Annotated in this window: 16 protein-coding genes and 1 pseudogene; all 17 read right to left on the bottom strand. The window is 55.3% G+C overall.

What is annotated here, in order from left to right; genetic code table 11:
* Positions 1-94 precede the first annotated feature (94 nt).
* Positions 95-1,464 (bottom strand): annotated as a pseudogene (gene glmU, locus HA43_RS11175) (bifunctional UDP-N-acetylglucosamine diphosphorylase/glucosamine-1-phosphate N-acetyltransferase GlmU).
* Between the two features lie 193 nt (positions 1,465-1,657).
* On the bottom strand, positions 1,658-2,077 hold the full coding sequence (locus HA43_RS11170; RefSeq protein WP_039381436.1) for a F0F1 ATP synthase subunit epsilon: 420 nt from the start codon (positions 2,075-2,077) through the stop codon (positions 1,658-1,660).
* Between the two features lie 24 nt (positions 2,078-2,101).
* The gene (atpD, locus tag HA43_RS11165) at positions 2,102-3,499 is read right to left on the bottom strand and encodes a F0F1 ATP synthase subunit beta (protein ID WP_065647895.1); all 1,398 of its coding nucleotides are present in this window, start codon (positions 3,497-3,499) and stop codon (positions 2,102-2,104) included.
* A 63-nt stretch (positions 3,500-3,562) separates the two neighbouring features.
* Positions 3,563-4,429, bottom strand: a complete 867-nt coding sequence (atpG, locus tag HA43_RS11160) for a F0F1 ATP synthase subunit gamma (protein WP_039381430.1) — start codon at positions 4,427-4,429, stop codon at positions 3,563-3,565.
* A 52-nt stretch (positions 4,430-4,481) separates the two neighbouring features.
* Entirely contained in the window at positions 4,482-6,023 is a 1,542-nt protein-coding gene (atpA, locus tag HA43_RS11155) for a F0F1 ATP synthase subunit alpha (RefSeq protein ID WP_039381427.1), read from the bottom strand.
* 14 nt (positions 6,024-6,037) lie between these two features.
* Positions 6,038-6,571 carry a F0F1 ATP synthase subunit delta gene (gene atpH, locus HA43_RS11150; RefSeq protein WP_039381423.1) on the bottom strand — a complete coding sequence of 178 codons (534 nt, stop codon included), beginning with the start codon at positions 6,569-6,571 and terminating at the stop codon, positions 6,038-6,040.
* A 14-nt stretch (positions 6,572-6,585) separates the two neighbouring features.
* Positions 6,586-7,056 (bottom strand): F0F1 ATP synthase subunit B, encoded by a 471-nt coding sequence (gene atpF, locus HA43_RS11145; protein WP_039381418.1) that lies wholly within the window; start codon positions 7,054-7,056, stop codon positions 6,586-6,588.
* Positions 7,057-7,164: 108 nt separating this feature from the next.
* Complete coding sequence (atpE, locus tag HA43_RS11140) at positions 7,165-7,404, bottom strand: F0F1 ATP synthase subunit C (protein WP_003849523.1); 240 nt, start codon at positions 7,402-7,404, stop codon at positions 7,165-7,167.
* Positions 7,405-7,452: 48 nt separating this feature from the next.
* A complete protein-coding gene (gene atpB / locus HA43_RS11135; RefSeq protein WP_039381416.1) occupies positions 7,453-8,271 on the bottom strand; it encodes a F0F1 ATP synthase subunit A in 819 nt (272 codons plus the stop codon).
* Between the two features lie 8 nt (positions 8,272-8,279).
* Entirely contained in the window at positions 8,280-8,660 is a 381-nt protein-coding gene (atpI, locus tag HA43_RS11130) for a F0F1 ATP synthase subunit I (RefSeq protein WP_039381414.1), read from the bottom strand.
* 712 nt (positions 8,661-9,372) lie between these two features.
* A complete protein-coding gene (gene rsmG / locus HA43_RS11125; RefSeq protein WP_071668258.1) occupies positions 9,373-9,990 on the bottom strand; it encodes a 16S rRNA (guanine(527)-N(7))-methyltransferase RsmG in 618 nt (205 codons plus the stop codon).
* Positions 9,991-10,038: 48 nt separating this feature from the next.
* Positions 10,039-11,928: a tRNA uridine-5-carboxymethylaminomethyl(34) synthesis enzyme MnmG gene (gene mnmG / locus HA43_RS11120; protein WP_094111671.1), complete on the bottom strand. Its 1,890-nt coding sequence runs from the start codon at positions 11,926-11,928 to the stop codon at positions 10,039-10,041.
* A gap of 439 nt (positions 11,929-12,367) precedes the next feature.
* Positions 12,368-12,808: an FMN-binding protein MioC gene (mioC, locus tag HA43_RS11115; RefSeq protein WP_094111670.1), complete on the bottom strand. Its 441-nt coding sequence runs from the start codon at positions 12,806-12,808 to the stop codon at positions 12,368-12,370.
* A gap of 153 nt (positions 12,809-12,961) precedes the next feature.
* On the bottom strand, positions 12,962-13,423 hold the full coding sequence (gene asnC, locus HA43_RS11110) for a transcriptional regulator AsnC (RefSeq protein ID WP_039381403.1): 462 nt from the start codon (positions 13,421-13,423) through the stop codon (positions 12,962-12,964).
* Positions 13,424-13,527: 104 nt separating this feature from the next.
* Positions 13,528-15,666 carry a 5-histidylcysteine sulfoxide synthase gene (ovoA, locus tag HA43_RS11105; protein WP_244555231.1) on the bottom strand — a complete coding sequence of 713 codons (2,139 nt, stop codon included), beginning with the start codon at positions 15,664-15,666 and terminating at the stop codon, positions 13,528-13,530.
* A gap of 72 nt (positions 15,667-15,738) precedes the next feature.
* Positions 15,739-17,199 carry an ATPase RavA stimulator ViaA gene (viaA, locus tag HA43_RS11100; RefSeq protein WP_094111669.1) on the bottom strand — a complete coding sequence of 487 codons (1,461 nt, stop codon included), beginning with the start codon at positions 17,197-17,199 and terminating at the stop codon, positions 15,739-15,741.
* On the bottom strand, positions 17,196-18,692 hold the full coding sequence (ravA, locus tag HA43_RS11095) for an ATPase RavA (RefSeq protein ID WP_094111684.1): 1,497 nt from the start codon (positions 18,690-18,692) through the stop codon (positions 17,196-17,198). The genes viaA and ravA overlap by 4 nt, the downstream gene beginning before the upstream one ends.
* Between the last annotated feature and the right edge of the window lie 247 nt (positions 18,693-18,939).

Below are 18,939 nucleotides of genomic sequence, written 5' to 3'. Positions count from 1 at the left end.
GATTTCCGGCTGCGCCGGTTCCCCGAGCCTTGTAGAGAGTGGGGATATCGTTATGGCACTGCTAAACGGGCCGATCTTTGCCGGCCCTTAAAATTTATTTTTTCTTCACCGGGCGCTGCCAGCCCGCTTTCTGCTGCTGTTCTTTGCGGTTGTAGACCAGATCGGCGGCGGTAACATCTTTCATCACCGTAGTACCGGCAGCGATAGTGGCGCCTGCGGCAACGGTGACCGGTGCCACCAGCTGCGTATCCGATCCCACAAAGACGTTATCGCCAATGATGGTTTTAAACTTGTTAGCGCCATCATAGTTGCAGGTAATAGTGCCGGCGCCGATGTTACGCCCGCCCCTATTTCCGCATCACCCAGGTAGGAAAGATGGCCCGCTTTGGAGCCTTTGCCGAGCGTGGCCTTTTTCATTTCCACAAAGTTGCCGACGTGCGCCTGTTCAGCCAGTTCGCTGCCAGGACGCAGCCGGGCAAACGGCCCGACCGTGCAGGCGGCGGCCAGCGTAGCATCTTCGATGACAGAATAAGGGCTGATCTCACAGTCATCGCCCAGAACGCTGTTTTTGATCACGCAGCCGGCGCCAATTTTTACCCGGTTGCCCAGCGTGACATCACCTTCAATGATGACGCCGATATCAATTTCCACGTCGCGCCCGTGCGCCAGCGTACCACGCAGGTCAAAACGCGCCGGATCGCGCAGCATCACGCCCGCCAGCAGCAGTTTTTCCGCCTGCTCCTGCTGAAAAGTGCGCTCCAGCGTAGCCAGCTGCAGACGATTATTTACACCTTCCGTTTCACTGATACGCGCCGGATGAACGGTATTAATTACGCGGCCTTCCTGATGCGCCATCGCGATAATATCGGTGATATAGAACTCACCCTGTGCGTTATTGTTGTCGAGCTGTGCCAGCCAGCGCCGGAGATCGCCGCCGTTGGCTATCAGGATACCGGTATTGATCTCCTGAATAGCCAGCTGCTCAGGAGATGCATCTTTCTGCTCAATAATGCCGGTCACGGTCATATCTTCGCGCACGATGCGGCCGTAGCCGGTGGGGTTATCCAGCACCACGGTCAGCAGCCCGATGCCGCCTTCAGGTTTCGCCGCGCGCAGCTGCTGCAGCGTTGTCTGCGAGATCAGCGGCACATCGCCATACAGCATCAGAATATCTTCGTCATCGGCAAAGAAGGGCGCTGCCTGCTGCATGGCGTGCCCGGTGCCGAGCTGTTCCGCCTGCAGTACCCAGTTCAGGGCGTTGTGCGCCAGCTTCTGCTGCAGCAGTTCCCCCCCGTGACCATAGACCAGGTGAACCTGCCGGGCACCAAGCCCGGTAGCGGCATCAATAACATGCTGCACCATGGGTTTACCTGCCAGCGTGTGCAGAACTTTAGGCAGATCGGAATACATACGGGTGCCTTTGCCAGCGGCCAGGATCACCACACTCATCGCGCTTACAGACATAATTTTCCAGACTCAATTTAACTTTCGAAAGTGTAAGGTTTACCCCTGAGATTACTACATTTTTCTCATGGCGAAATTAGACAACCGGAGGAAAGCGGAAAGGGGATTCAGGGAGGGTGCATGACAACGGGTTTGCCGGGCAAAAAAAATGCCAGCCCCGGAGGGCTGGCATTTCATGACGCATAAAGCCTGATTACATCGCTTTTTTGGTCAGCTCGATAACACGCAGTTTCGCGATAGCTTTCGCCAGCTCTGCAGAGGCCTGAGCATAGTCCACGTCGCCGTGGCTGCTGTTCATGTGCTCTTCTGCTTTACGTTTCGCTTCCAGCGCGCGCGCTTCGTCAAGGTCTTCACCACGAATCGCGGTGTCGGCCAGAACGGTCGTGCTGCCCGGCTGTACTTCCAGCACGCCGCCGGAGAGGTAGATATACTCCTCGTCGCCGTGCTGCTTCACGATGCGAATCATGCCAGGCTTGATGGCGGTCAGCAGCGGGGCGTGGCCCGGGTGGATACCCAGCTCGCCTTCGCTACCTGACACCTGGATACGCTGTACCAGACCGGAGAACATCTGCTGCTCCGCGCTGACCACGTCCAGATGATAAGTCATAGCCATACCATTCCTCCCGGGAAACCGTTATTACAGTTTCTTCGCTTTTTCTACGGCTTCTTCGATAGCGCCGACCATGTAGAACGCCTGCTCTGGCAGGTGGTCGAATTCGCCTTCCATGATGCCTTTGAAACCACGAATGGTATCTTTCAGCGTCACGTATTTGCCCGGAGAACCGGTGAAGACTTCAGCAACGAAGAATGGCTGAGACAGGAAGCGCTGGATCTTACGCGCACGTGCCACCAGCAGTTTATCTTCTTCAGACAGCTCGTCCATACCGAGGATGGCGATGATGTCTTTCAGCTCCTGGTAACGCTGCAGCAGTGACTGTACGCCACGTGCGACGTCATAGTGCTCCTGACCCACGATCAGTGGATCCAGCTGACGGCTGGTAGAGTCCAGCGGGTCAACGGCCGGGTAGATACCCAGAGAGGCGATCTGACGGCTCAGCGTAACCGTTGAGTCTAAGTGAGCAAAGGTGGTTGCCGGAGACGGGTCAGTCAGGTCATCCGCAGGAACGTAAACGGCCTGTACGGAGGTGATTGAACCAGTCTTGGTGGAGGTAATACGCTCCTGCAGCACACCCATCTCTTCAGCCAGCGTTGGCTGATAACCTACCGCAGATGGCATACGACCCAGCAGTGCAGATACTTCAGTACCTGCCAGGGTATAACGGTAGATGTTGTCGATGAACAGCAGAACGTCACGACCTTCATCACGGAATTTTTCCGCCATGGTCAGACCGGTCAGTGCTACACGCAGACGGTTACCCGGCGGCTCGTTCATCTGGCCATACACCAGCGCTACTTTATCGATAACGTTGGAGTCAGTCATTTCGTGATAGAAGTCGTTACCCTCACGAGTACGCTCACCAACACCAGCAAAGACCGAATAACCTGAGTGCTCAGCCGCGATGTTACGGATCAGCTCCATCATGTTTACGGTTTTACCTACGCCCGCACCACCGAACAGACCGACTTTACCGCCCTTAGCGAACGGACACATCAGGTCGATAACCTTGATGCCGGTTTCCAGCAGTTCCTGCGAGTTTGACTGATCTTCATAGGAAGGCGCGGCGCGGTGAATAGAGGAGACCTCTACTGCGCTGCCATCTTCTTCTGTCAGGTCGCCTTTCATGTCGATAGGCTCGCCCAGCACGTTCATGATACGGCCAAGGGTCGCTTTACCAACCGGAACCTGAATAGGTTTTTTCAGATCGATTACTTCCAGACCGCGCTTCAGGCCGTCAGAAGAACCCATGGCGATAGTACGTACTACGCCACCACCCAGCTGCTGCTGAACTTCCAGCACCAGACGAGTATCACCATTCTTAACCTCGAGAGCGCTGTATACCTGTGGTACCGCGTCCTGAGGGAATTCGACGTCAACTACGGCGCCGATAATCTGGACAATCTTTCCAGCTGCCATCTTGAATCCTCTACCTAATACGAGAATATCCGGCCGCGCTCGGGCGACAGGATATATGCCTGGTTAAACCGCGGAGGCTCCCGAGACGATCTCGGTAAGTTCCTGGGTGATGCTGGCCTGACGAGCTTTGTTGTAGACCAACTGCAGCTCTTTGATCAGGTTTCCGCCGTTATCGGTTGCGGCTTTCATCGCTACCATACGCGCGGCCTGCTCACTGGCCAGGTTTTCCACCACACCCTGATAAACCTGCGATTCGACATAACGACGCAGCAGCGTATCGAGCAGCGCCTTCGGATCGGGTTCGTACAGGTAATCCCAGGTCTTCGCCTTCATCTCTTCTTCACCTTCCGCTGGCGGTAACGGCAGCAGTTGGGTAATGGTCGGAGTCTGAGACATGGTGTTGTTAAACTTGTTGCTGACGATATACAGCTTGTCGATACGGCCTTCATCGTAGGCCTGCAGCATAACTTTTACCGGGCCGATCAGATCGGACAGCGCAGGCTTATCGCCCATGCCGGTAACCTGAGCCACGACGTTACCACCGACAGAGCCGAAGAATGAAACGCCTTTAGAACCGACAATCGCCAGATCGCTCTGAACGCCTTTGTCTGCCCAGCCTTTCATTTCAGCCAGCAATTTTTTGAACAGGTTAATGTTCAAACCACCACAAAGCCCGCGGTCAGTCGAAACGACCAGGTAGCCGACGCGCTTAACGTCGCGCTCATCCAGGTAAGGGTGCTTGTATTCCAGATTACCCAGTGCAAGGTGACCAATCACTTTGCGCATGGTATCTGCATACGGACGGCTGGCCGCCATGCGTTCCTGCGTTTTACGCATTTTGGAGGCGGCGACCATTTCCATCGCTTTGGTGATCTTCTGCGTATTTTTTACGCTTCCGATCTTGGTACGTATTTCTTTTGCGCCGGCCATTAGCTTCTCCTCAAAGCCTTGCGGCCTGTCTTTTCAGACAAGCCGCCAGACATTACCAGGACTGGGTTGCTTTAAACGTTTCGAGCAGGCCTTTCAGCTTCGCTTCGATATCGTTGTTGTAGTTACCCGCCTGGTTGATTTCAGCCATCAGCTCAGCGTGTTCGCGATCGGCGTACGCCAGCAGAGCGGCTTCGAAGCTGCCGATTTTCGCCAGTTCAACGTCGTTCAGGAAGCCGCGCTCAGCAGCAAACAGCACCAGACCCTGCTGCGCAACGGACATTGGCGCATACTGTTTCTGTTTCAGCAGCTCGGTCACTTTCTGACCGTGGCTCAGCTGTTTACGCGTTGCATCATCCAGATCGGAAGCGAACTGAGAGAACGCTGCCAGTTCACGATACTGTGCCAGCGCGGTACGAATACCACCGGACAGTTTCTTGATGATCTTGGTCTGTGCAGCACCACCAACACGGGATACGGAGATACCCGGGTTAACGGCTGGACGGATACCGGAGTTGAACAGGTTCGACTCAAGGAAGATCTGACCATCAGTGATCGAGATAACGTTGGTCGGAACGAACGCAGAAACGTCACCAGCCTGGGTTTCAATGATTGGCAGCGCGGTCAGAGAACCGGTCTGGCCTTTCACAGCACCGTTGGTGAAACGCTCAACGTAGTCAGCGCTTACGCGTGATGCACGCTCCAGCAGACGAGAGTGGAGATAGAACACGTCGCCCGGGAATGCTTCACGGCCTGGTGGGCGGCGCAGCAGCAGGGAGATCTGACGGTAAGCGATAGCCTGCTTAGAGAGGTCATCGTAAACGATCAGCGCATCTTCACCGCGGTCGCGGAAGTATTCGCCCATGGCACAACCAGCGTACGGAGACAGGTACTGCAGCGCAGCAGACTCCGATGCAGAAGCCACAACCACGATGGTGTTAGCCAGCGCGCCGTGCTCTTCCAGCTTGCGAACCACGTTAGAGATGGTTGACGCTTTCTGACCAATCGCAACGTAGACACACTTGATGCCTGAATCACGCTGGTTGATGATGGCGTCGATAGCCATTGCAGTCTTACCGGTCTGACGGTCACCGATGATCAGCTCACGCTGGCCACGGCCGATTGGAATCATCGCATCGACAGATTTGTAACCAGTCTGAACAGGCTGGTCAACAGACTGACGATCGATAACACCTGGTGCAATCATTTCAACCGGCGAGAAGCCGTCGTTGTCGATTGCGCCTTTACCGTCGATAGGTGCACCCAGGGTGTTCACCACGCGACCCAGCAGGCCACGGCCAACCGGTACTTCCAGAATACGACCGGTGCACTTAACCTTCATGCCTTCGGCAAGGTCAGCGTACGGGCCCATAACGACCGCACCAACCGAGTCGCGCTCGAGGTTCAGTGCGATAGCGTAACGGTTGCCCGGCAGGGCAATCATTTCACCCTGCATAACATCGGCCAGGCCATGTACGCGGATGATACCGTCACTTACAGAAACAATAGTACCTTCGTTGTGAGCTTCACTCACGACATTGAACTGAGCAATGCGCTGCTTGATCAGTTCGCTGATTTCGGTGGAATTCAGTTGCATATGCTCCAGTCCCCTTAAGACTGCAAGACGTCTGCCAGACGGTCAAGACGGCCGCGCACGCTGCCATCAATCACCAGGTCACCCGCACGGATAACCACACCTGCCAATACAGACTTATCAATTTTGCAATTCAGCTTAACTTTGCGTGACAGACGTTTTTCCATCGCGGTGCTGATTTTGGTCAGCTGGCTGTCACTCAGCGCACTGGCGGAGATTACATCAACTTCGGCTGTCGCTTCATAAGCGTCACGCAGTTGAATAAATTGCTCCAGTACGTCTGGAAGCGCTGTCAAACGTCCGTTCTCCGCCATTACCTTGATCAGGTTCTGAGCGTGTTCATCAAGTTGATCACCACAGACTGCATTGAAAGAGGCAGATAACGCTTCAGGTGCTAAGGCACCAGAGAGTACTTCTGCCATCTGTTCGTTGCGAGCCACTTCTGCGGCAAACGCCAGCATGGTCTGCCAGCGTTCGATACTTTGATGCTCAACAGCAAAGTCAAAAGCTGCTTTGGCGTAGGGGCGAGCTACAGTAATCAGATCAGACATCAGCCCCTCCCTCCTTACAGTTCAGCGACCAGTTTATCAACGATGTCGCTGTTAGCAGCTTCATCCACGGAACGTTCGATGATTTTCTCGGCGCCAGCTAATGCCAGCAACGCGACCTGTTTACGCAGCTCTTCACGTGCACGTGAGCGCTCGGCTTCAATTTCTGCCTGCGCCTGAGTGACGATGCGGTTACGTTCAGTTTCAGCTTCGGTTTTGGCTTCGTCCAGAATCTGGGCACGGCGTTTGTTCGCCTGCTCGATAATGACCTGAGCTTCTTCCTTCGCTTTTTTCAGCTGGTCGGTCGCATTGGCCTGCGCGAGATCCAAATCTTTCTTCGCGCGTTCAGCAGAAGCAAGGCCTTCAGCAATTTCTTTCTGGCGCTTTTCGATGGCAGCCATGATCGGTGGCCATACGTACTTCATGCAGAACGCTACAAACAGGATGAACGCGATGGCCTGGCCGAGGATTGTTGCGTTAATGTTCACAGCACAATGCCTCTTATTAAGTTAACGTGCTCTGCCGCTATCATCGATAAACGGCAGAATCTGTTCCTCATCACACCAGGTGCCATGAGTGAACAATGGCTACAGGCTTTAGGCGACAGCAAACATCACGTAGAGACCCAGACCAACAGCGATCATCGGGATTGCATCCACCAGACCCATTACAACAAAGAACTGCGTACGCAGCAGAGGGATCAGATCCGGCTGACGCGCTGCGCCTTCCAGGAATTTACCTCCGAGGATGCCGATACCGATCGCAGCACCGATTGCCGCCAGACCCATCATCACAGCGGCAGCCATGTACAGCAGATCCATATTCAGGTTTTCCATGACAGTCTCCAGTTTGTTTCAGTTATGCTTAAGTTGTTGAGAAAAAAATCAATGTTCTTCAGATGCCATCGACAGATAGACAATCGTGAGGACCATGAAAATGAAAGCCTGCAGCGAAATAATCAGGATGTGGAAAATGGCCCATGGCACATTCAGCACCCACTGCGACCACCACGGCAGCAGACCGGCAATCAGGATAAAGATCAGCTCACCCGCATACATGTTGCCGAACAGTCGCAGACCGAGTGAAACCGGTTTTGACAGCAGGCTGACACCTTCAAGAATCAGGTTGATGGGGATGAAGATCGGGTGATTAAAAGGCTGCAGAGTCAGCTCTTTAGCAAAGCCGCCTACCCCTTTCATTTTGATGCTGTAGAACAGAATCAAAATAAATACGCCCAGCGCCATAGATAGCGTGATGTTCACGTCTGCTGACGGCACGACGCGCAGCGCCGGCAGGCCCAGATAGTGCTCACCAATAAACGGCAGCAAATCAATAGGCAGCAGATCCATGAAGTTCATCAGGAAGACCCAGACAAAAATTGTCAGAGCCAGCGGGGCGATAACTTTACTTTTACCGTGGTACATGTCGCGAACGTTGCTATCAACAAAGCCGACAACCAGCTCGATAGCCGCCTGCATTTTCCCTGGCACGCCGCTGGTGACGCTTTTCGCCACGCTGCGGAACAGCACAAGGAATAATACTCCCAGTGCAACAGAGAAAAACATGGAGTCCAGGTTTAACGTCCAGAATGTTGCTGGCGCGTCGTGTGCATTCACCAGCTCGAAAGTACGCAGGTCCATCTGAAGATGCGTCAGATGATGTCCTATGTATTCCTGCGGCGTTGAGATTTCTCCTGCGGCCATGATGCCTCTTACCCTTTGTTGTTAATTACAGCCGGTGCGACGATTTGCACCACCAGCACCGATAACCAGGTGATTGCGAGTGGCCAGAAGACCGCTCCGAACCCACCCAACGCCACAGCGAGAAAAATAACGGTGGCGAACACCTTAAGAACTTCACCCAGGGCGAAACTCCAGGCGACACGCCCTTTAGCCGGTGTTTGATCCTGCAGACGCCAGGCTAAAAACGTGAACAGTATGTTTGGCAGCCAGGCTGCCACACCACCCGCGATAGCAGAGGCGCCCCAGGTGACATCTTTCAGGGCAAACAGCGCACCGATTACGACAAACGTCACCAGCTGGACAACCAGAACGGCTCGGGCTAATTTCACACTGTAAAGAGACACTGACATGACGCTTAACTCTCCTGCCCCGAACGGGGTATGTCGCGTGTCGTATAAGACTGCCTTTGCCGTTTTGAGTCAAGCAGCAAAAGCCGTGCAAATTATACGGGCCGCACCTGCGATTTCAATCGCTAAGTAGCGAAAAGGTGAACAATTATTTAAATTTCTTTCTGAAGGGCTATTTTTCCAAAGATTCATAACCCGGAAAGCCATCAGCGACGTTGCCGTTTTCTGGCTAAAGCGCGATATAAAGCGTGCTGCAGATCACATAATAAACAACCAGACGCTGAAAAATTTACCAGAATGCATAATCCGCACTAATAATCAGGGCATGTTAACCATTTAAAATCATGGTTTTATAAATTTAAATCTGCTTCAGTTCACTCTTTTCCGATAAAAACATCCGGTTGACACTGCGGAAAGAATTAAAATCGAAATAATAATATTACGCCCGCCGATTTATTGCCGCGTCATATTTCCCTGCGTGATAATCGAAAGCAGAAAACAGCGGTTATCATGTGACATTAGTGGCAATAAAATGTGAATTAATCGTTAAATGTAACAACGCTTTTCGGATAATTACGGCGAAGGATGTTAACGCCTTTCCCCTCCCCTGCCGAATAAAAGCGTTTGTCACCGCGCGTTCAACCGCTGTTTTTTTATTCAGCCCTGACGATGGTTCCACTGCCAGAAGCTGAATAAAACCCTGATTTTTGCAGGCTTATTGCTGCGAAATCACCACAAGATGACGCTCGCCTTCCAGTTCAGGAACGCGCAAGGCTTCAATTTTTTCTACGCTAAAGCCTGCTGGCAGCGAAGCGATCTCCTCATCCGGACGCACGCCTTTCAGCGCATAAAAGCGTCCATGCGTTCCGGGCAATGCGCGGCACCAGGTCAGCATATCTTCCAGTGAGGCAAATGCCCGGCTGATGACACCATCAAACGGTGGATCTGCCGGGAACTCTTCAACCCGGCTCTGGACCGGAGTAATGTTAGTGAGTCCTAACTCATGCTGTACCTGACGCAGAAAACGAACCCGCTTACCCAGGCTGTCCAGCAGCGTAAAATGCGCCTGCGGACGGACAATGGCCAGAGGAATGCCCGGCAGTCCTGGTCCGGTCCCTACATCAATAAAGCGTTCCCCCTGCAGATGCGGCTCTACCACCACGCTGTCGAGGATATGGCGTACCAGCATTTGATGCGGATCGCGCACTGAGGTCAGGTTATACGCTTTGTTCCACTTATGCAGCAGCTCCACATAGCCAACCAGCTGCTGTTTTTGTTGATCGGAGAGCGAAATATTTGCTGCGTCAAGCAGCCGGGAGAGTTTGTTAATCACAGCGAGGTTTCCGTTAACAGGGGCAGTCGAAGCTGCCCCGGTGGTCAGTCAGGCGCTTTTACGCAGCAGACCCTGTTTTTTGAGATAGATCAGCAGAATTGAGACCGCAGCTGGCGTGATGCCGGAAATACGCGATGCCTGGCCAATAGAGGTCGGCTTATGGTCGTTGAGCTTGGCGATCACTTCGTTTGACAGGCCATTAACCTGACGGTAATCGAGATCGACAGGCAGCAGCGTGTTCTCATTGCGCAGCTGGCGATCTATCTCCTCCTGCTGACGCGCAATATAACCCTCATATTTAACCTGAATTTCAACCTGCTCGGCTGCCTGTTCATCAGGCAGTGCCGGACCATAGTCCGCCAGCGTCATCAGTCGGGCATAGGTCATCTCCGGACGACGCAGCAGATCCTCTGCGCTGGCTTCTTTTGTCAGCGGTGCGCTGATGATGCTGTTTACGTCAGCCACATTCTCTGACTTCGGATGCACCCACAGGCTGCGCAGACGCTGGCGCTCCTGCTCAATCGCCTCCAGCTTCTGGTTATAGCGCGTCCAGCGCGCATCATCGACCAGTCCCAGCTCACGGCCCGTTTCAGTCAGACGCAGATCGGCATTATCTTCGCGCAGCATCAGACGATACTCAGCGCGGGAGGTAAACATGCGGTATGGCTCTTTGGTACCCAGCGTGCAGAGGTCGTCGACCAGCACGCCGAGATAAGCCTGATCGCGGCGCGGTGCCCAGCCCTCTTTGTCCGCAGACTGCCGTGCAGCGTTAAGGCCAGCCAGCAGTCCCTGGGCTGCCGCTTCTTCATAACCGGTGGTGCCGTTGATCTGGCCGGCAAAGAAGAGACCGTGGATAAACTTGCTCTCCAGCGTGGGTTTCAGATCGCGCGGATCGAAGAAATCGTACTCGATAGCATAGCCAGGGCGCACAATGGTGGCGTTCTCCAGCCCTTTCATTGAACGGACAATCTGCATCTGTACATCAAAAGGCAGACTGGTTGAAATTCCGTTCGGGTAAATTTCATTGCTGGTCAGCCCTTCCGGCTCCAGGAAGATCTGGTGGGCGTTGCGATCGGCAAAGCGCATCACTTTATCTTCGATAGATGGGCAGTAACGCGGACCAATCCCCTCAATGACGCCCGCATACATCGGGCTGCGATCGAGATTATTACGGATCACATCATGCGTCTGTTCGTTGGTATAGGTGATCCAGCAGGGAACCTGCTGCGGATGCTGTGCCACGCTGCCCATAAACGAGAACACCGGCATCGGCGTATCACCGTGCTGTGGCGTCAGTACAGAGAAATCGATCGAACGCGCGTCAATGCGCGGTGGCGTACCGGTCTTGAGACGGTTGACGCGCAGCGGCAGCGCCCGCAGCCGTTTTGCCAGCGGGACAGAAGGCGGATCGCCGGCGCGTCCACCGCTGTAATTATCAAGACCGATATGAATTTTGCCATCGAGGAAGGTGCCAACGGTCAGCACCACAGTTTTAGCCCGGAATTTCAGTCCCATCTGCGTGACGGCACCTACCACCCGATCGTTTTCGACGATCAGATCGTCAACCGCCTGCTGGAAGATCATCAGGTTGGGCTGGTTCTCCAGCGCGGTGCGTACCGCCAGGCGGTACAGTACACGGTCTGCCTGAGCACGCGTAGCGCGCACCGCCGGACCTTTGCTGGCGTTTAGTATCCTAAACTGGATACCTGCCTGATCGATTGCCGTGGCCATCAGGCCGCCGAGGGCGTCCACTTCCTTTACCAGGTGTCCTTTCCCGATACCACCGATTGCCGGATTGCAGGACATCTGTCCCAGCGTGTCGATGTTATGCGTGAGTAACAGCGTCTGCTGACCCATTCGGGCGGCCGCCATAGCGGCTTCGGTACCCGCATGACCACCACCGATTACGATGACGTCAAAAGGATCTGGATAAAACATGAAGTGGGTCCTCGTTAAAGTTCAGACAGGGATCGTTGCCCTGGGCGGTGGATTCTACTGAAATTATGGTTCAGGCGAAAGCGGCGGATCCTGCGTGTTTATAGAAAGGATCTTTACTCTTTTATATGATCTTCTTGTTAGATCTCTTATTAGGATCGCCGGTTTCTGTGGATAACGTGGCAAACCCGTTATTTTACATCAGCCTGGGAAGGATCGTTTGCTGTGAAAGATCGGTGATCCTGATCCAGATAAGCTGGGATCAACTTTGCTGGTTATCCACAGATGAAAAAAGCATCAGCGGTTATTCTTGGGATAACTACCGGTTATACGCATGATTCAGGCTGGTTTATCCACAGGAGATCGGAAGGATCCGGAAGAAATACAGTGTAATCGTCTGGGGATCGTCACTATTTCCCGATCCCCTGCCGGTTATGATCCGTCAGATCTGCTCAATCCAGCCAGCGACCCAGGCTTCAGCGGCATCTTCCGGTATTTCATGCTCAAGCATGTCGATTTCCAGCCGTTCCCCGATGCGCGTTGCGCCCAGCGCGGTCAGCTGAGCCTCCAGGGTTTTTATTGCGCCACAGAAAAGATCGTATTCGCGGTTGCCGATGCCTGCTGCGCCAAAGCGCACGGCGGAAAGATCGGGCTTTTCAGTCTGCAGCGCCTCATAAAAGGGCAGCAGATTGTCCGGCAATTCACCGGCGCCGTGTGTGGACGTTACCACCAGCCAGATACCTGAATCAGGCACCTCATCAAGCGCCGGGCCGTGCAGTACGCTGGTTTTGAAGCCCGCATCCTGCAGCTTCTCTTCTAAATGTTCTGCGACATATTCGGCACTGCCAAGGGTACTGCCGGTGATTAAGGTAATATCAGCCATGATCGTCTCCCGCACTAAAGGCAGGCATTGTACGCTGTGATCAAGCCGTGATCCACCTGTGGAAAACAGGGTTAATAAAAGAAAGCATCCGCCGACAAACCGGATACCACGCCGGATCGCTGCTGCATAACTTTATGCACAGGCTGGTGCGGTTCAGGGCTTGATGGTACGCATGATCGGGTTTTGCAGCGAGATCAGCGTCTCAGTGGACTGGATCTCATCAATAGTCTGGATCTTGTTGATCAGCACCTGCTGCAGCGCATCGATAGATCGGCACATGACCTTAATAAAGATGCTGTAGTGACCGGTGGTATACCAGGCTTCAACCACCTCATCCAGCGCTTCAAGCTTGCTGAGCGCTGCCGGATAGTCTCGTGCGCTCTTCAGAATGATGCCAATAAAGCAGCAAACATCGAATCCCAGCTGGCGTGGATCGATTTCCACGCGCGTACCGAGAATAATGCCGGCCTGACGCATTTTCTCAACGCGGACATGAATAGTGCCGGGGCTGACATTGAACTGCTTTGCCAGCTCTGCGTAAGCCGTGCGGGCGTTCTCCAGCAGCGCATTGAGTATGCCGCGGTCGAGATTATCCAGTTGCAGATGTTCTGCCATCATCCTTCCTCTTAAATTCGTCTTCGCTGAACAGAGGTGAATGTGCAGGAATTTAGCGGGGCAGGCAAGATGCAGACTGCGGGCATGCCGCAGTCTGCACGCTTTTAGCGCTTACGCCAGAGCGTAAGCTGCGCCTGAGTATGCTGAAACTTGCGTGCGGTTTCGCGGATCACAAAGGGAACATCCTGCGGCGGCGCGATTTCATCAAACTCGTCGCGCAGAAGGCGCTGCAGTGCCTGGCAGGTGGTCAGCGCTTCGCCGTTTTCACGGATACCGCCCAGCCAGTTCTCTTTCGGCGTGAACTCCTCAAGCCAGGTGTAAGGTGAAGAGATCGCCAGCACGCCGCCCTGACGGATCATCGGTGCGATATCCTGCAGGAAACGCTTTGGCTGACGCAGACGATCAATCAGATTGGCGGCCAGCACCAGATCGTACCGATCCGGCTGCGGCTTCAGGTTGCAGGCGTCACCCTGAACGAATTGGATCCGCTCCGCCTGCTGCCGGTCAGTGCCGATCTCCTTCAGGCGCACCTGGCGATACGCCACCAGCTCGCCCTCCTCCGATACCACGTAGCGGAAATCCTCACCGGAGGTGAGCTGCAGCGCCACGTCGATAAAGCGTGCGGAGTAGTCCATGCCGGTAACGGCAGCAAAGTGACGCGCCAGAGCAAAGCTGGCGCGACCGGTGGCACAGCCGATATCCAGCGCATGCTCGCGCTGATGGCAGTGCGGCAGCACCAGCTCAATCAGTTTTTCGGCATAATTTTCCACGCCGTAGTAGCCAGGCCCGTACTGGAAATCGAGATACTGCGACACCATGCCGTCGGTTTCATACGGGTTAAGCTGCATACTCTCCTGATGCGCTGACACCACGTAACGGAAGCCGGCATGCTGGAAAAAGTGGCGGCGAAACGCGTAGCGCGACGATTTTAACGCCTCGTTACCGGTTGAGATCCAGCTGCCGCCTTTGATGATGGCATGCTTGCCGTCAAAGGTAGGCGTGGAAAAATCGTCATACAGCGGATGGACGCGAAATCCTTCAAAGCCATTAATGGGCGTGGTGGTCCACTGCCAGACGTTCCCCACCAGATCAAAGAACGCGCCCTGGGAAAAATGATCCACCGGACAGGAGGAGGCCCAGTACGCGAGATTGATATTACCGGGTGCCTGCTCCCAGTCTGGCTGATCGCCGCTGACCTGTTCGCGCAGCAGCATATATTCCGCCTCACATGGCAGCTGAATTGTCTTACCGCTTTTGTCTGCCAGCCAGCGGCAGAAGGCGGCCGCTTCCAGCTGATTAACTTCAGCCGGCCAGTCCCACGGCATCGGGACTTCCTGCGTCATCAGGCGCAGGCGCAGCGCGTCAGGTTGGGTGATATCACCGACCCAGAAAGCAGGCATCTGCGCCCCGGCAAATGTCCGCCAGCCCTCTCCCTCTTCATCCCACCAGCGCGCCGTCTGATAGCCACCGGCAGCGACAAACTGATAAAACTCCGCGTTGCTGACCAGCATTTTGCTGGCCTGGAAGGGGCCGAGCTCGGTTTTCTGATGGCCATACTCATTGTCCCAGCCATAAGTCTCATCCGTTTTTCCCTGCAGCACCGATCCACCCGCCAGCGCAATCAGACTGTTTTCCGGCACCGCGGCGCGATCGTGACGCGCCAGCGGGCAGGCAGGCCAGACGGGCTGCGGCTGCACCCACTCCAGCGGCAGCTGGCGGATCAGCACGCTGGAGGTTTCCAGATGGATGCGCTCATGCTCAATGCCCATCAGGATCACCCAGGCCGGACTCTCCCAGCCGATCGGCAGCTCAAGCGGCATCGTACGGATAAAATCAGTCACCAGCGCTTTCACTTTGCCGCGGTAGTCGCGCACTTCTGCCACACCGGGCCAGTCGTAGTGGGCGTCATTGAGATCGTCCCAGCTCATCTCATCCACACCAATCGCCATCATCGCCTCAATGCGCGCGTCAACACGCCGATCGAGATAGCGTCCAGCCATCAGCTTGTTGATATAGAAAGATGCGGTATGGCCAAAATAGAAAATCAGCGGATGGCGCAGCGAAATCGCTTTATTAAACCAGGCGCGCTCATCGCTCAGGCAGTCGAACAGGCTTTCATACAGCGTCCAGGTCTGAGTGAAATAGGCGAGCAGTTCGGCACGTTTCTCTTCAGCGGTGCCACCGGAAAGGCGCAGGGTGCGGGTCGGAGCAGGCAGTTGGCAGGGCAGATCGGCGATTGTCACAGTGAACTCCATAAAGCTGAATAAACACAGCGGGTCATTCACTATAGCAAACAGGCGTGTCTGTCAGATGAATCAGCGCGTCCAGCGACGCAGCAGGCGGCTTTTCAGCCCGGTATCGAAGCGCCAGATATGATCGAAGATGCGCAGAATGCCGGGTTTGCCATGCGCTGACATCGCCACGGCGTGAAACCGCTGCTGCTGCATCCGCTGTCGCTGCTTTATGGTCTTAATCAGCTCTTCCGGCAGGCGCTGGGCGATAAAGTCCGACACGATCACCGCGTCTGCCTCCTGCCACTGGCTGCCTTCCATGCGCTGCACCACGGCACTCAGGCAGGCCGTCAGATCGGTACCGCCGCGAAAACGCTGGCTGAGGAAACGAATCGCCTGTTCAATGCCGTTATCGGCGGTCAGCTCATAGCCGACCACCTCATGGGCAAACAGCATAATGTAGCAGCGACGCCGATCTGCCAGGGCGATTTTCAGCAGCGCAAGGCAAAAGGCCTTGGCGCAGCGTTCATTAAACCCGCCCATAGAGCCGGACGTATCTACGCAGACAATAAACGGACCGCGCGGCTCTGTTTCATGCTGCTGATGGCTCACCGGCCGCAGCGCGGTTTTTTCGTGCCAGGCATCACCCTGCAGGCGATAGGTCAGCAGGCGTTTTTCTACCAGACGCCGGTAAAATTCCAGCTCCAGTTCACTGATACTGAGCGCGGCCAGTTCCGGCGGCAGCAGGCGCAGCACATCATCGCTCTGATGAATGCCGCTGACCTCTTCCGGCACGTTATCTGGCTCATGCACCAGCTGATGAAACGCTTCCAGCGGCGCATCGCGTGACGGCACCGATTTGGCTTCGCGGCTGCGGCCCAGCTGCTGCGCCAGCTGCATCAGCTCCGGCTGCTGCGCCAGAAACGCACCATATTGCACAATTAGTGTGTAGTCGCCTGGCTGCAGCGAGGCTTTGCTGAGATCCCACAGCCGGCCGGCGGCGGCCTCATCTTCATCGCTCAGCACCGGCGCCAGCTGGCCGCTCAGCGCCATACGCTGCTGCAGTTCCGCCAGCAGCCGTTCACGCTGCGCCTCCAGCAACGTTTCATTCAGCGTCAGCGTCTGCAGCGTCAGGCTCAGTCGCCAGCGCTGCAGGAACAGCCGGTGCTGCGCGTTGCTCAGTTCCGGGCCTTCATTACGCTGCAGCAGCGTCCCGGCTTCGGTGAGAAAAGGGGATGGCAGCTTCTGCAGCTGCTCAAGGAGGTGCGGCAGTTGAGCGCTGAAATCACGGCTGCTGAGCAGCTGTAACCGCTCAAACAGCTGAAACTCCTGCGCCAGCACGGCGGGCACGGGCGTCGATCTCATCTGCCCGGCGATTTCAGCGCGCCAGCGCGGCAGATCGCGCAGCATCGCCTGCTTCATGCGGGGAAATTTTTCGAAAAACAGCGTCAGCTGCGGTGTGGCCAGCAGCGCCAGAATCAGCTCATCAATCAGCTCCGTTTCACCAATTGAGAGCAGTGTGCTGAGCGTCTCCAGCGAGATCATTTCCGCGCCTGTTTCAGCTGCTCGGCGACATCCTGCAGGCTGGTCTCAATGCGTGCCAGCCAGTCATCGCTGATAAACAGGCAGCGCTGATGCTGGCTGAACAGCGCCCGCTGCGCCCGCAGGCGGGCCTCAAGCGCATCATATTCATCAACGATTTCCGGCGGCAGCGCCTGCAGGCTCGCCGCTCCGGGCAGCGTCAGGCGCGCAGACTGCAGGCTGACATCGCGTAGCGTCAGGCAGTGATGGGTATCGACCATCAGATCGAGTGACTGTGCAAAGCCGATGCCGTTCAGCTTGCCGCGTATATCTCCGCCTTTCAGCAGCCACTGTACCAGGGCCTCACGGCTTACCACTATATGGCTGACCTGCATATCGTGCAGCGTCAGCGGCTGCTGCAGCATCAGGGTCAGCTGTTCGCCGGCAACCGACTCCGGCAGCTCATAATGTGGCTTACGGCTGAACATGCCGCTGTGTTTCTCCAGCGTCAGCGCCTGCGCCACGCTCTGCTGCTGCTGCAGTGCCAGACGCTGCGCATTGATCTGCTGCAGCCGGTGCAGCATCGCCTGCTGCTGCCAGGCGTGCTGCGTCATCAGCGCATCCATTTCCCGGTCCAGCAGCGTCATCGAAGCGATGTCGTGCCAGAGGCAATCTTTGAGCAGAACCAGATCGATAGGCGCAATCGCCGTGCGCCCGCTGTAAAAGGCGCTGGCCTGCAGCAGATGAATCGCTTTTTTCCAGCGGCGGTCAGAGATGTAGGGCGCATCCGGCAGGTTTTCCAGCTGCTGACGCAGCTGATAGATAAGCTCAAACACATCGTCAGGCAGCTTTACCTGACTGATGCCCTTTTGCCACTGCAGATACTCTTCATCGCTGATGCAGAGCGACTCCGCGACCGGATTGACGTTCTCATCCTGCTGGTGGGTCAGCATGCTGCGAAAATTTTGCTTCTCATGTACGTTATCGAGCCACAGGCGGATAAGCATGCGGTCATAGAGCGCTTCAAGGCCGCTGTCAGCTTCCGGCAGCTCGTTTGAGGCGGTCACCAGCAGACGCATCGGGATCGCCTCTTCGCAGTCGCCGTTCCGGAAGCGGCGTTCGTTAATGGCGGTCAGCAGCGTGTTCAGAATGGCCGGACCCGCTTTCCAGATCTCATCCAGAAAGACGATCTCCGCATCCGGCAGATAGCCTCTGGTCAGACGCTGATAGCGGCCCTCATCTTTCAGTGCCTGAATCGACAGCGGGCCAAACACCTCTTCCGGCGTGGAGAAACGGGTCATCAGATATTCAAACGCACGGGCGTGCTGGAAAGCATATTTAAGGCGACGGGCAATCAGGCTTTTGGCAATGCCGGGCGGGCCGAGCAGAAAAACGCTTTCGCCGCTTAACGCTGCCAGCAGGCAGAGGCGAATGGCATGGTGCCGTTCATACAGCCCTTTTTCCAGCGCATTACTCAGTCGGGAAATTCTTTCTGCCAACAGATGGGGTTGAGCCATAATCACATCATTGTCCTTCTGAACCTGGTGCCGTTACGGTCTGGCGAGCGCAATACTCTACTGTTTATCATGCTTGAATGCGTTGATAGCCGTCAGCTTTTTTGTTTCAGAAGGTTGTGGCAGCACAACGTGCAGTTTTCAGCCCGTTTTCTGCAGGATTTTCGGCGAAAAAGCAGAGTACGCTGCGTATTATCATCAGCGCTGTCTGTTGGTTTCTGCCAATTATGTGCATACTGTGCGCTTTTTG

The sequence above is a fragment of the Pantoea eucrina genome, from assembly GCF_002095385.1.
GTDB classification, from domain to species: Bacteria; Pseudomonadota; Gammaproteobacteria; order Enterobacterales; family Enterobacteriaceae; genus Pantoea; species Pantoea eucrina.
The sequence above is the reverse complement of the archived record's forward strand: the minus strand, read 5'-3'. Positions and strand labels throughout refer to the sequence as shown.